The organism is Pseudomonas sp. SWRI81 (genome assembly GCF_014268545.1).
GTDB classification, from domain to species: Bacteria; Pseudomonadota; Gammaproteobacteria; order Pseudomonadales; family Pseudomonadaceae; genus Aquipseudomonas; species Aquipseudomonas hamedanensis.
In genome coordinates, this window is record NZ_JABWQS010000010.1 from 78342 (window position 1) to 91540 (window position 13199).

Annotated in this window: 12 protein-coding genes; 8 read left to right on the forward strand and 4 right to left on the reverse strand. The window is 58.0% G+C overall.

Features of this window, described 5'->3' with window-relative positions; all coding sequences use genetic code 11:
• Window positions 1-53 precede the first annotated feature (53 nt).
• From HU765_RS09120 to norR, 3 genes are all read right to left on the reverse strand, one after another.
• The gene (locus HU765_RS09120; RefSeq protein ID WP_186619896.1) at window positions 54-512 is read right to left on the reverse strand and encodes a GNAT family N-acetyltransferase; all 459 of its coding nucleotides are present in this window, start codon (window positions 510-512) and stop codon (window positions 54-56) included.
• Window positions 513-539: 27 nt separating this feature from the next.
• Window positions 540-1442 carry a chemotaxis protein gene (locus HU765_RS09125; protein ID WP_133338371.1) on the reverse strand — a complete coding sequence of 301 codons (903 nt, stop codon included), beginning with the start codon at window positions 1440-1442 and terminating at the stop codon, window positions 540-542.
• Between the two features lie 239 nt (window positions 1443-1681).
• On the reverse strand, window positions 1682-3241 hold the full coding sequence (norR, locus tag HU765_RS09130) for a nitric oxide reductase transcriptional regulator NorR (RefSeq protein ID WP_186619824.1): 1560 nt from the start codon (window positions 3239-3241) through the stop codon (window positions 1682-1684).
• A 162-nt stretch (window positions 3242-3403) separates the two neighbouring features.
• On the opposite strand from norR, the gene hmpA reads away from it, so the two are divergent.
• The 7 genes from hmpA to cyoE all read left to right on the forward strand — a co-directional run bounded on the left by hmpA (window position 3404) and on the right by cyoE (window position 11009).
• Window positions 3404-4585, forward strand: coding sequence for an NO-inducible flavohemoprotein (hmpA, locus tag HU765_RS09135; RefSeq protein ID WP_186619825.1), 1182 nt, complete (start codon window positions 3404-3406; stop codon window positions 4583-4585).
• 252 nt (window positions 4586-4837) lie between these two features.
• Window positions 4838-5347: a disulfide bond formation protein B gene (locus HU765_RS09140; protein ID WP_186549048.1), complete on the forward strand. Its 510-nt coding sequence runs from the start codon at window positions 4838-4840 to the stop codon at window positions 5345-5347.
• 826 nt (window positions 5348-6173) lie between these two features.
• Entirely contained in the window at window positions 6174-7115 is a 942-nt protein-coding gene (cyoA, locus tag HU765_RS09145; RefSeq protein WP_024014231.1) for a ubiquinol oxidase subunit II, read from the forward strand.
• Between the two features lie 3 nt (window positions 7116-7118).
• Window positions 7119-9149 carry a cytochrome o ubiquinol oxidase subunit I gene (gene cyoB / locus HU765_RS09150; RefSeq protein WP_186619826.1) on the forward strand — a complete coding sequence of 677 codons (2031 nt, stop codon included), beginning with the start codon at window positions 7119-7121 and terminating at the stop codon, window positions 9147-9149.
• A gap of 3 nt (window positions 9150-9152) precedes the next feature.
• Entirely contained in the window at window positions 9153-9776 is a 624-nt protein-coding gene (gene cyoC / locus HU765_RS09155; RefSeq protein ID WP_090286077.1) for a cytochrome o ubiquinol oxidase subunit III, read from the forward strand.
• Window positions 9776-10111 carry a cytochrome o ubiquinol oxidase subunit IV gene (cyoD, locus tag HU765_RS09160; RefSeq protein WP_011335842.1) on the forward strand — a complete coding sequence of 112 codons (336 nt, stop codon included), beginning with the start codon at window positions 9776-9778 and terminating at the stop codon, window positions 10109-10111. The genes cyoC and cyoD overlap by 1 nt, the downstream gene beginning before the upstream one ends.
• Before the next feature lie 10 nt (window positions 10112-10121).
• Window positions 10122-11009, forward strand: coding sequence for a heme o synthase (gene cyoE / locus HU765_RS09165; RefSeq protein ID WP_186530385.1), 888 nt, complete (start codon window positions 10122-10124; stop codon window positions 11007-11009).
• A 144-nt stretch (window positions 11010-11153) separates the two neighbouring features.
• Here cyoE and HU765_RS09170 read toward each other — a convergent pair whose 3' ends face one another.
• Window positions 11154-12338 (reverse strand): AAA family ATPase, encoded by a 1185-nt coding sequence (locus HU765_RS09170; protein ID WP_186619827.1) that lies wholly within the window; start codon window positions 12336-12338, stop codon window positions 11154-11156.
• A 339-nt stretch (window positions 12339-12677) separates the two neighbouring features.
• Between HU765_RS09170 and HU765_RS09175 the strand changes: the two genes are divergently transcribed.
• On the forward strand, window positions 12678-13169 hold the full coding sequence (locus HU765_RS09175; protein ID WP_186619828.1) for a RidA family protein: 492 nt from the start codon (window positions 12678-12680) through the stop codon (window positions 13167-13169).
• The last annotated feature ends 30 nt before the right edge of the window (window positions 13170-13199 follow it).

Sequence of the window (13199 nt, forward strand, 5' to 3'; positions counted from 1 at the left end):
CAGTTGGAACGCATTTCAAATGTAGGAGTGAGCCTGCTCGCGATGGCGCTGGATCATTCAGCGACCATCTCCCGTCGAACCACGTACATCCCGACACTTTCATACAACCGCTGCGCCCGCAGGTTGTCCTCCAGCACTCTCAAATCAACAAACCCTTCGCGCCGTTGCTCGAACACCTTGAAGGCATGCAGCAGCAACCCTCGCCCAAGCCCGCGGCCCTGCCAGCGCGGATGCACCACCAGATTCTTGATATACGAACTGGTCCAGCACTGCGCTACACCAACGACGCCCCCGGCATCGCAAGCAACGAAACACAGCGCCGGATCGTATTCAGGATCGCTGAGAAACCGCTGCTGCCAATCGTTCAGCGGCGGCACGCGGCCGCCACCGTCACGCTGCCCGAGTTGCATCAACTGATGCACCGCTGGCGCCAGTTCAGCGCAGTAAACGGACAATTCGATACCTGACGGCCATTGCGCATCCGGCCCGACTGCACCCAGGTCGCGCCGCATCAGAAAGCAAAACGTCTCGGCCAAGACTCAGTGACCGTTGGCCGCGACGTGCTTGGCCGCTTCGATCAATCGTTGGGTCAATTCCGGCGAGGAGAACTTGGTCAGCACCGCATTGGCCCCGGCCAGTCGCGCTTTTTCGCTGTTCATCGCACTGTCGAGCGAAGTGTGCAGCAACACGTAGAGGTGGGCGAAATCCGGGGTCTCGCGCAGGGTGCGGGTGAAGGCGTAGCCGTCCATCTCGGACATTTCGATGTCAGAAACAATCAGATTGATCTGCTGCGCGGTGCCTTGCAGGTCGAGCAGGCAGTCGATGGCTTCCTTGGCACTGCGCGCGGTGTGGCATTGCAGGCCGAGGTTGCGCAGGGTGTGCACCGATTGCTGCAACGCCACCTGGCTGTCATCGACCACCAGAATCCGCGCATTGCCGAGGACTTCGGCATCTTCCATGGACAGGTCGGTCGGGGCCATTTCGATCTGCGCCGGGGCGATGCTGTGGATGACTTTTTCGATATCCAGCACTTGCACCAGTGTGCCATCTACCGAGGTCACGCCAGTGATGTAAGCGCGCGAGCCGCCGGAGCCGAAGGGCGGCGGCTTGATGTCGGTGGTCAGGCAATGGACGATCTTGCTCACCGCCTGCACATGCAGGCCTTGCTTGGAACGGCTGACGTCGGTAACGATCAGGCAGCCGCCGTTCGGGTCTTCCAGCGGGCGTTCGCCGATGGCGCGGCTCAGGTCGATCACTGACAACGATGCACCGCGCAGAGACGCGATGCCTTTAACATGCGGATGCGACTCCGGCAGCTTGGTCAGCGGCGGGCAGGGGATGATTTCACTGACTTTCAGCAGGTTGATCGCCATCAGCTTGCCGCTGCGCAAGGTAAACAGCAGAAGCGAAAGTGAATCTGCGCGGGCTTTGGTGGAGGACATAAGAACCTTCTGTGGAAAAAGGTGATGGGCGAGGATGGAAATCGCCAGAAACCATTGATGCCGGGTTATCGGCGTCAAAGGGTGGGGCTTTAGGTCAGTTGTCGGCAGGAAAAAACATCTGTGGCGAGGGGATTTATCCCCGTTGGGTCGCGTAGCGGCCCCAAAAGATGGGACTGCTGCGCAGTCCAGCGGGGATAAATCCCCTCGCCACAGGTCATCAAGCAAGCTACATGGCGTGGTTATTTCATGCCCAAGCGCTTGGCCATTCGCCCAAGATTCGCCCGGTCCACCCCCAGCTCCCGGGCCGCACTCGCCCAATTATCCTGATTACGCTCCAGCGCTGCGCTGATCAACCGCCGCTGGAACTCATCGGTGGCACTGCGCAAATCCCCGTTGATCATTGGCATCTCGTCAGGCAGACCCGCTGGAGCCGGCTCAGCCAAGTTATCCACAACCTCTCGCGGCAAATCCAGATCTGTCGCGCTCAAGCTGAGAATCTTCGGTCGCACTTTGCAATTGCCCAGCGCCTTCAATGCACTGCGCCCGATCAGGTGTTCCAGTTCGCGTACATTGCCCGGCCATGCGTAGGCGAGCAGCGCCTCCTGGGCGTCGGCGGTCAGGCGCAGGCTGTTGAGGCCCATGCGCGAGCGATTCTGCTCAAGGAAAAAACCGCTGAGCAACAAGACATCGCGCCCGCGATCGCGCAGCGCCGGCACTCGCAGCGGGTACACGCTCAAACGGTGATAGAAGTCGGCACGGTAACGCCCGCTGCGCACCTCTTCGGCCAGATCGCGGTTGGTTGCCGCAATCAAGCGCACATCGACCTGATGCTCCTTGTCCGAGCCCAGTCGCTGCAACTGGCCGCTTTGCAGCACGCGGAGCAATTTAGCCTGCACGGTCAGCGACAATTCGCCGACTTCATCGAGAAACAAGGTGCCGCCATTGGCCAGTTCGAACTTGCCGCGGCGGTCGCTGGTGGCGCCGGTGAAGGCGCCGCGCACATGGCCGAACAACTCGCTTTCTACCAGCGTGTCGGGCAGGGCGGCGCAGTTGAGGCTGATGATCGGCTGGTTGGCGCGCGGCGAGGCGGCATGGATGGCTTGGGCGACGAGTTCTTTGCCGACGCCCGTTTCACCGGTGATCAACACGGTCAAGTCGCTGCCACCGACCAGATTGATTTCTTCGATCAGGTGTTTGTGCGCCTTGCTTTGGCCGATCATCTCGCGGTGCTGCTGGCCGCTGGCCTGACGGTAAACCTCGGCGCGTTGATGCTCGTCTTCGGCGCGAATCGCCAGGCGCTCGATGCGCTCGGCGGCGTTGACCGTGGCCGCGGCGAGGCTGGCGAAGGCTTGCAATACATCGAGTTCGATCGGTTCGAAACGCTCCGGGTCCAGCGCATCGAGAGTAATCAGGCCCCACAGCTTTTCATCGACAAATAAAGGACAGCCGAGACAGTCGTGCACTTCAAGGTGCTCGTCGAGGCCCTCGACCAGGCCGTCATAAGGGTCGGGCAAGTCGCTGTCGGCGGCGAAGCGCGTCGGCCCGGCGCCGGCCAGAAGAATCTCGAAACGCGGGTGCTCGCTGACCTTGAAGCGCCGGCCGAGGGTGTCGGTGCTTAAACCGTCGACCGCCAGCGGCACCAGGGATTCGCCATCCAGACGCAATAACGCCGCCGCATCGCAGGGCAACAGCGCGCGCATGGCTTCCAGCAGACGGCGGTAGCGCTCGCCCTCGGGCAGTTCGCGGGACAGGTCAGCGACCAGGGGCAGCAGGGTGGTGAGTAACGATTTGGCGATCATAGGCTGCTAGTCAAAAAGACACGATGTAGTCGAGATGACTATACGGCGTATCGAGTCGATATGACTACTCAATTTTTAAGTTATTGATCTATAACGATTATTTAGTTGGCACGAAACCTGATACCGCTAAAGCACTTTTCAAGAAAGCGCAGGAGTCACCTTATGCTTAGCATTCAGGATCGTGCCATCATCAAATCCACCGTGCCTCTGCTCGAAAGCGGCGGTGAGGCGTTGATCACCCATTTCTACCGGATGATGCTGTCCGAGTACCCCGAAGTGCGCCCCCTGTTCAACCAGGCTCACCAGGCCAGTGGCGACCAGCCACGGGCGTTGGCCAACGGCGTGCTGATGTACGCCCGTCACATTGATCAGCTCGACCAGTTGGGCGATCTGGTGGCAAAGATCATCAACAAGCACGTGGCCCTGCAGATCCTGCCAGAGCATTATCCGATTGTCGGCGCCTGCCTGCTCCGGGCCATTTCCGAGGTACTTGGCGACGAGATTGCCACACCCGAAGTGATGAGCGCCTGGGGCGCGGCGTACGGGCAACTGGCCGACATCCTGATCGGTGCGGAAAGCGCCATTTATGACCAGAAGGAACAGGCCGTCGGCGGCTGGCGCGGTGCGCGGGAATTCATCGTCGCGGCCAAAGTGCAAGAAAGCGCTGAAATCACCTCGTTCTACTTCGAGCCGGCGGACAAAGGCCCGATTCTCGCGGCTGAACCGGGTCAGTACATCGGCATGAAACTGATCCTCGACGGCGAAGAAATCCGCCGCAACTATTCGTTGTCGGCGCTGGCGAACAACGGTCAATACCGGATCAGCGTCAAGCGCGAGCTGGGTGGTCGCGCATCGAATTACTTGCATGATCAACTGCACGTGGGTGACAGCATCCAACTGTTCCCGCCATCGGGCGAATTCACCTTGGCGGCGAGTGACAAACCGCTGGTGCTGATCAGCGGTGGCGTCGGCATCACTCCGACTCTGGCGATGCTCGAAGCGGCGCTGGCAACCGAGCGCCCGGTGCACTTTATCCACTGCGCGCGCAACGGCAGCGTTCACGCGTTCCGTGATTGGGTCGACGGCTTAGCGGCGCGTCATCCACAGCTCAAGCGCTTTTATTGCTACGCCGAAGACGATGGCGCGAGCCCGGCAGCGGACAGCGTCGGTTTGCTCAGTCGGGAACAGCTCGGCGAGTGGTTGCCGGCGCAGCGGGATGTCGATGCGTACTTCCTCGGGCCGAAAGGGTTCATGGGCGCGATCAAGCGGCACCTGAAAGCGCTGGGCGTGCCGGAACAGCAAAGCCGATACGAGTTCTTTGGGCCGGCTGCTGCCCTGGAATGATCTGAGACCGAGTTGCCTATTCGCGAGCAAGCCCGCTCCCACAGTGGATCGGCGTCGAGCACAAGTCTTGTGTAAGGCGCGGTCAAATGTGGGAGCGGGCTTGCTCGCGAAGCAGGCGCCTCGGATCGGAATCATGAGCGCTGCCGCAAGGTTAATCATTCCTTAACCGCTCTATCGTTTATTGCCCCGGTGTAGACTTGCGACAATTTCAGCCGCCGGCCGGCTGGACCATGGACTAACAAGGGAAAGGCAATGAGCGAGGAAACGATTCGATTGGGCCGTGAGCGGCGTTATCTGGTGTTGCTGGGGATCATTTGCCTGGCGCTGATCGGTGGCGCGCTGTACATGCAGATCGTGCTTGGCGAAGCTCCGTGCCCGCTGTGCATTCTGCAGCGTTACGCGTTGCTGCTGATCGCCGTGTTCGCGTTCATCGGCGCGGCGATGCGCAGCCGTCGCAGCATCACCGTGTTCGAAACGCTGGTGGTGATCTGCGCGATTGCCGGGGCCGGTGTCGCCGGGCACCACGTGTACACCCAGTTCTATCCGGCGGTCAGTTGCGGCGTCGATGTGCTGCAGCCGATTGTTGATGATCTGCCGCTGGCAAAAGTCTTCCCGCTGGGTTTCCAGGTTGATGGCTTCTGCTCGACGCCGTACCCGCCGATCCTCGGCCTGTCGCTGGCGCAATGGGCGCTGGTGGCGTTTGTGCTGGTGGTGATTCTGGTGCCGCTGCTGACCTCGCGTAATCGAAAAGCGCTGCGCTGAGTCAACTTTTCAGCACAGGTGCCGATAAACAAAACGCCCCGATTCTCCGTGAGGAAAATCGAGGCGTTTTGCATTTCAGAGCGCTGGTGAAAACGCCGTGACGAACGGCAATGAAGTGTGCGGCAAGTGTGCGACATGTTGTCACACGCGAGCTGTCGCAGGGGCTGGCGAAGCGCTCGATTGCTCGCCTGTTACATAAAAACATTGGCCAGTTTCGACGTTTTCGGGCTTTAGGATGCATGTCCCGGATCAGGCAGTTTTAACAGCCTCGGGCAATCGGCCAAAACCCTTGGATCATCGGGCTTTGCGCCGATCGCACCCTCGCAGCAGGGTGGCGGAGCTGTCTGATTTGAGGCGGTTACACCTACAAATTTTGACGTTTTTGTTGAGAAACGATTTCGATAACATGGGCGACTTTTGCAAAAATGGCGAGGGATTGTTGCTCTGAGTGATAAAAATTATTTCGGGATAAGACATGGTGTATAGGGCGCTACCTATCTACAATCGCCCGCACTGAATTCCCGGCACTGTTCAGCCTTTATTAAGGAACTGATCAAGAGGTCGGGTGTCGAGCGAGCCGCGAGGCTTTCGAGACACCCAGGTGTCGGTGCCTTCCAACTTTCCGCACCAAATGGAATTGGTCTGTAACAAGGCCTTTGACCACGAATTCGAATAAGAACTGAACGCTGTCCCAAGGTTTTGTCGAGCGGCTGACGCGCGACGGGCGGCCCTTATTCAATCCAAAGAAAATGCCAACCCTTGGCAGGGTGAAGTGTTGGCGATCAAAACCCAACTGCATTGCGCAAGCTGCTTTAGAGGTCGTGAGATGAGTAAAAACAGGTACCCCAGATTACTAGGCCTAGTGCCGCTGCTCGGCACGTTGCTGCTGGGAGGCTGCAACATGACCTTGCTCAATCCAACGGGCCAGGTCGGCCTGGAACAGCGCAACCTGATCATCACCGCCACGCTGCTGATGCTGTTGGTCGTCGTGCCGGTCATCGTCATGACCTTCCTGTTTGCCTGGAAGTACCGCGCTTCGAACAAGAACGCCGTCTACACGCCGAAGTGGTCGCACTCGACCAAAATCGAAGTGGCGGTATGGACTATCCCGGTGCTGATCATCATTGCCCTGGGTTACATCACGTACATCTCGACTCACGAGCTGGACCCGTATCGTCCGATCGAGTCTGACGTCAAGCCAGTGACCATCGAAGTCGTCGCGCTGGACTGGAAGTGGCTGTTCATCTACCCGGAACAAGGCATTGCCACGGTCAACAAGATCGTATTCCCGGCGCACACCCCGATCAACTTCAAGATCACCTCTGACGCTGTGATGAACTCGTTCTTCATCCCGGGTCTGGGCGGCCAGATCTACGCGATGGCGGGCATGCAGACCAAGCTGCACCTGATCGCCGACCGCAACGCTGAAATGGACGGTATCTCCGCCAACTACAGCGGCGCCGGTTTCACCGGTATGAAATTCAAGGCTATCTCCACCACTCAGGAAGATTTCGACGCCTGGGTAAGTGAAGTCAAGAAGTCACCTAAACAGCTTGATCAAGCTGAATACGCGGCCCTTGCCAAACCGAGCCAGAACAACCCAGTCGAGCTCTACTCGTCGGTCACGCCGAACCAGTTCCAGATCATCGTCGACAAGTACGAAGGTATGAAGCCGGGCAAGCCGCTGAAGCACGAGAAGAAAGAGAAAGAAGTGGCGGCCACGGATATTGACGCGGGTTCGCATTCAGCTGCCGGGGCAGAGGAGTAAACGATGTTTGGTAAATTAAGTTGGGAAGCAGTCCCATTCCACGAGCCGATCGTGATGGTGACCATCGCCATGATCGCCCTCGGTGGTCTGGCGCTGTTCGCTGCGATCACTTATTTCAAGAAGTGGACGTACCTGTGGACCGAGTGGCTGACTTCGGTCGACCACAAGAAGATCGGCGTGATGTACATCATCGTCGCCATGGTCATGCTGCTGCGCGGTTTTGCCGACGCGATCATGATGCGTACCCAGTTGGCCATGGCCACCGAGGGTTCGCCTGGCTACCTGCCACCTGAACACTATGACCAGATCTTCACCGCTCACGGTGTGATCATGATCATCTTCATGGCGATGCCATTCTTCACCGGCCTGATGAACCTTGCAGTGCCGCTGCAGATCGGCGCGCGTGACGTTGCGTTCCCGTTCCTGAACTCCCTGAGCTTCTGGCTGCTGGTATCGGGCGTAGTGCTGATCAACCTGTCCCTGGGCGTCGGCGAATTCGCCAAGACCGGCTGGGTTGCCTATCCACCGCTGTCGGGTCTGCAATACAGCCCTGGCGTGGGGATGGACTACTACATCTGGGCGCTACAGCTATCCGGGTTGGGTACAACGCTGACGGGGGTCAACTTCCTCGCCACCGTGCTGAAAATGCGTACCCCTGGCATGAAACTGATGGACATGCCGATCTTCACCTGGACCTGCACCTGGGCCAACGTTCTGATCGTGGCTTCGTTCCCGATCCTGACCGCGACCCTGGCACTGCTGACCCTTGACCGTTACATGGATTTCCACATTTTCACCAATGAACTTGGTGGCAATCCGATGATGTACGTCAACCTGTTCTGGGCGTGGGGCCACCCTGAGGTTTACATCCTGATCCTGCCGGCCTTCGGCATCTTCTCGGAAGTGATCTCGGCGTTCACCGGCAAGAAACTGTTCGGCCACCACTCGATGATCTACGCCTCGGGCGCAATCTCGGTGCTGGGCTTCATGGTATGGCTGCACCACTTCTTCACCATGGGTTCGGGTGCCAGCGTCAACGCCTTCTTCGGTCTGGCGACGATGCTGATTTCCATCCCGACGGGTGTGAAACTGTTCAACTGGCTGTTCACCATCTACCAGGGCCGTCTGCGTTTCACCAGCCAGGTGCTGTGGACCCTGGGCTTCATGGTGACCTTCGCCATCGGCGGCATGACCGGCGTACTGCTGGCCATCCCGGGTGCTGACTTCGTGCTGCACAACAGCCTGTTCGTGATCGCGCACTTCCACAACGTGATCATCGGCGGTGCGGTATTCGGTTACATCGCAGGCTTTGCGTTCTACTTCCCGAAAGCGTTCGGCTTCAAGCTGCACGAAGGCTGGGGCAAAGCAGCGTTCTGGTTCTGGATTTCGGGCTTCTTCGTCGCGTTCATGCCGCTCTATGCACTGGGCTTCATGGGCATGACCCGTCGTCTGAACGCCACCACCAACCCTGAGTGGGTACCGTACCTGTACGTTGCCATGTTCGGTGCGGTGATGATCGCTGTCGGTATCGCCTGCCAGCTGATCCAGCTGTACGTCAGTGTGCGTGACCGCAACAAGCCAGAGAACATGTGCGAACACGGCGACCCGTGGAATGCACACACCCTGGAATGGTCGACCTCGTCGCCACCACCGTTCTACAACTTCGCTGTGCTGCCTAAGGCCGACTGCATCGACCCGTTCACCGAAGCCAAGGAAAACGGTACCGCGTACCAGCGTCCGGCCAAGTACGAGCCGATCCACATGCCGAACAACACCGCCACTGGCGTGGTGATGGGCGCGCTGTTGACCGTCTTCGGTTTCGCGATGATCTGGCACATCTGGTGGCTGGCGATCGCGAGCCTGGTGGGCACCGTCGTTTACTTCGTGATCCACGCTGCACGTGACGACCAGGGCTATATGGTTCCGGTTGAAACGATCGAGCGTATCGAAGCCGAGCAGCACAAGCGTCTGGTCGCGGCAGGGAAAATCCCGGCCGGTGCCACCCGTGTTGAAACCTCGTTGGAACAGGCTTAAACCATGTCGAACTTAGTGACCAATGTTGGACACGCCCATGGTGACCATGGGCACGATGACCATCACCACGACTCGGGCGAGATGACCGTATACGGTTTCTGGCTCTACCTGATGACCGACTGCATTCTGTTTGCGTCGATCTTCGCGGTGTACGCAGTACTGGTAAACAACGTTGCCGGTGGCCCGTCGGGCCACGACATCTTCGAACTGCCTTACGTGCTGGGCGAAACCGCTCTGCTGTTGTTCAGTTCGATCACCTACGGCTTCGCCATGCTGGCGTTGTACAAAGGCAAGAAGCAGGCGGTCCTGGGCTGGTTGTTCATGACCTTCCTGCTCGGCGCGGGCTTCATCGCCATGGAGATCAACGAGTTCCACCTGCTGATCTCCGAGGGTTTCGGTCCTAGCCGTTCGGGCTTCCTGTCGGCGTTCTTCACCCTGGTCGGTACTCACGGTCTGCACGTTTCGGCCGGTCTGATCTGGATGGGCGTGATGATGTACCAGGTCAACAAGCATGGCCTGACGGCGACCAACAAGACCCGTCTGAGCTGCCTGAGCCTGTTCTGGCACTTCCTGGACGTGGTGTGGATCTGCGTATTCACCGTTGTTTACCTGATGGGGACCCTGTAATGGCTAATGCACACTCCCATGACAGCCACGATGCTGGCCACGGCAGCGTAAAGTCGTACGCCATCGGCTTCATCCTGTCGGTGATCCTGACTGTGATCCCGTTCGGCCTGGTGATGTACCCGACCCTGCCGAAGTCCACCACGCTGGCGATCGTTCTGCTGTTCGCAGTGATCCAGGTGATCGTTCACCTGTATTACTTCCTGCACCTGGACCGTTCCATTGCTCAGCGTAACAACGTGATCGCGTTCGTCTTCACGGCGATTGTGATCGTGCTGCTGGTTGGCCTGTCGCTGTGGATCATGTTCAGCATCCACACGTACATGATGGCGAAGTGAGGTAGACCCGATGTCGCTCAAGCACTTTATCCAAATCACCAAACCGGGGATCATTTTCGGTAACGTGCTTTCTGTGGCAGGCGGGTTCTTCCTGGCCTCGAAAGGGCATGTCGATCTGGCGGTGTTTCTGGCCGCCATGATCGGTACTTCCCTGGTCGTGGCCTCCGGTTGCGTGTTCAACAACTGCATCGACCGCGACATCGACCTGAAGATGGAACGCACCAAGAACCGCGTGCTGGTGCAGGGCTTGATCTCCCTGAAACTGGCGCTGGTTTACGCGACCATACTGGGTGTTCTCGGCGTTGCATTGTTGTACAAGGTGGCCAACCCGTTGGCCGCGCTGTTCGCAATCATCGGCTTCGTGATCTACGTCGGCTTCTACAGCCTGTACCTCAAGCGCAAGTCGGTTCACGGCACGCTGGTGGGCAGTCTGTCGGGCGCCATGCCGCCAGTGATCGGTTACGTTGCCGTGACCAACAGCTTCGACATGGCCGCACTGACCCTGCTGGTGATGTTCAGCCTGTGGCAGATGCCGCATTCCTACGCCATCGCGATCTTCCGCTTCAACGATTACCTGGCCGCATCGATTCCGGTGTTGCCAGTGAAGCGCGGAATTCAAGTGGCGAAGAAGCACATCCTGCTCTACATCCTGGCGTTCCTCGTGGCGACCTTGATGCTGACCTTCAGCGGCTACGCCGGCATGAGCTACCTCGCCGTCGCCGCGGCCATGGGCATGTACTGGCTGTACATGGCCTGGACCGGCTACAAGGCAGTGGATGACACCGTCTGGGCACGCAAGCTGTTCGTGTTCTCGATCTTCACCATCACTGCGTTGAGCGTCATGATGTCCCTGGACTTCAAGGTGCCGGGCGAGCTGCTGCTGACGTACGCGCCATAAGGCTGCAGGCTTCATGAAAAACCCCGCACATTGAGAGATGTGCGGGGTTTTTTGTTGGCTGGCTTTAGGACGTGCCGATTTGCTTGCTTCTTGGTCCAACAGCTTGTCACGGTGGCTTGATGGGTGCGTAAGCTAATCCCAAATTTATGCAGGTGGTGAGACAGTCACCCGCCTCATGAACTCATCAAACAGCGGAACGGTGAATGCTATGAGTGCATATTCCGGACTGTAGATCATGCCCTTTTTGATCAGGCTATCGCGTACCGGGCCCAGGCTCGTAGCGTTTCGCCCCAGCGCTTTAGCTACATCGGTAGAGCGTTGTGGTCCTTCTCCCAACTCGGCAAGACAACGCATGTATTCCCTTTCAGCCGGCGTGGTGCGATCAAAGCGGACCCTGAAAAAAGACTCGTCAAGTTTCCGGATGCTTTCCTCTGTCGCTGCCTGCGCATCTGCCTCGGTTATGGACTGTTCTTTGGCAATGTTCCAAGCGGTATAGCCCCACTCCTGCAAAAAATAGGGATAGCCGTGGGTTTTTTCAAAAATCTCGCGCAATGCGCCGTCAGAGATGCTCGCGCCTTCTTCTTCAACAGGATCACGTAAGGCTTTCCAGGCATCTATCTCTAATAGAGCGCCCAGACGAGGAAACTCGAATAGTCGCTCAGCATAACTTTTGGCATCGCCCGCTTGCCCCGCAAGCTGCGGGAGACCCGCACCAAAAAGGATCAGAGGCAGAGCAGCCTGATTAACTGCGTGGATGCCGCGGATAAGCGCGCCCAGCTCGTCTTTGGAAAGATACTGTAATTCATCAATCAAAATGGCGACGGGTGTCCCTGCGTCCCTTGCCGCCTCCGCTGTTGCTATCAGGACGTCACGCAGATCATCTTCCAGATTGCCACTGTCGGCATAGCCAGCTTCGGAGTCTCCGCCAAGCGTAACTTCGGCCCCACCCGCTGCAATAGTGATATTGCCGATAAAGCTACGAAGTATGCGTATCCCTCTTTTGACCGCCTCGACCGTGCTCTGCACTCGGTCCAAACGCAATAGCACGCGGCGTAATACCGGAATCAGAAGCTGTTTCAACTCAGCTCCATCGTGAGCCTCCTGCATTTCGGCGAGATAACCCAATGCTAAAGCCCGGTCTTTGATCTGATTCAGGAGTACCGTTTTTCCGACACCGCGTAAGCCTAATATCATCAAGGATTTGGCGTGCTTGCCGCGCTTCGTGCGCGCCAATGCAGTATCTGCCGTTTCCAGTACTTCCGATCGCCCCGCTAACTCCGGTGGGGAAACACCTGCTCCGGGGTTGAAGGGGTTGGTATTCTTGTCCACAGCTTGATCTCATATGGAAATATTCATACTTATAGTGATAAATCGCTATAACTGCAAATAGTAGCTAAAGTACTTAGCACCAAGGCTGATTGCTTGGTTCGTTTCCCTATGACACTAGGTTTGCTGTCGGATGGAGACAATCGTAGCGATGTGCCCGCTCGACTGGCTTTAGTGTGGCGGGAGAGCCGAAGTGCTTTAAAACCGGCCTCTGTATAGGCTGGTTGCTCAGTGCAGGTAAAAGACCTAAATTTGGATCCAGATATGTCATCCGCACGTCCGCGATCCTGATGCGGGCTACAACTGGCTAAACAATTGGCTTAACTCAAAAGGCTGGGCGCAATGACCGAACGGATGACCTGCGATGAGCGCTTTATCGCCCTGGCCGAAGAACTGAGCTACGACATCTATGGCGAGAACACCGTCGGCGGCAATTACGCGCCGCTGATTCGTCATCATGATGAGCTGTACATCAGCGGCATGGTGCCGCGGGTCAATGGCAAGATTCTGTACCCAGGCCGGGTAGGGCTGGAGTTGAGTCTCAAGGACGCGCAAGCCGCCGCGAGCATCAGTGCAATGCGGTGTCTGGCGCTGATCGTCGATGCGGTCGGCTCACTGGACAAGATCCGTGCGTTGTTGCGGGTCACGGTGTATGTGAAATCGACCGCAGATTTCGTTGACCTGAGCGAAGTGGCCAATGGCGCTTCGGATGTGTTCAGTCATGTACTGGGGGACGCCGGGCGGCATACCCGCACGACCATTGGGGTGTATCAGTTGCCGAAGAATGCGGCGATTGAGGTGGACATGATCGCGGCCTTGCATCCTTCGGCTTGAGGTCGTCGGCGGCCCAAACAAAAAGCTCCG

Coding starts and splice junctions, on each gene's coding strand:
- hmpA (WP_186619825.1), top strand. CDS start 3,404: ATGCTTAGCATTCAGGATCGTGCCATCATCAAATCCACCGTGCCTCTG.
- HU765_RS09120 (WP_186619896.1), bottom strand. CDS start 512: ATGCGGCGCGACCTGGGTGCAGTCGGGCCGGATGCGCAATGGCCGTCA.
- cyoA (WP_024014231.1), top strand. CDS start 6,174: ATGAGTAAAAACAGGTACCCCAGATTACTAGGCCTAGTGCCGCTGCTC.
- HU765_RS09140 (WP_186549048.1), top strand. CDS start 4,838: ATGAGCGAGGAAACGATTCGATTGGGCCGTGAGCGGCGTTATCTGGTG.
- norR (WP_186619824.1), bottom strand. CDS start 3,241: ATGATCGCCAAATCGTTACTCACCACCCTGCTGCCCCTGGTCGCTGAC.
- HU765_RS09125 (WP_133338371.1), bottom strand. CDS start 1,442: ATGTCCTCCACCAAAGCCCGCGCAGATTCACTTTCGCTTCTGCTGTTT.
- cyoB (WP_186619826.1), top strand. CDS start 7,119: ATGTTTGGTAAATTAAGTTGGGAAGCAGTCCCATTCCACGAGCCGATC.
- HU765_RS09175 (WP_186619828.1), top strand. CDS start 12,678: ATGACCGAACGGATGACCTGCGATGAGCGCTTTATCGCCCTGGCCGAA.
- cyoE (WP_186530385.1), top strand. CDS start 10,122: ATGTCGCTCAAGCACTTTATCCAAATCACCAAACCGGGGATCATTTTC.
- cyoC (WP_090286077.1), top strand. CDS start 9,153: ATGTCGAACTTAGTGACCAATGTTGGACACGCCCATGGTGACCATGGG.
- cyoD (WP_011335842.1), top strand. CDS start 9,776: ATGGCTAATGCACACTCCCATGACAGCCACGATGCTGGCCACGGCAGC.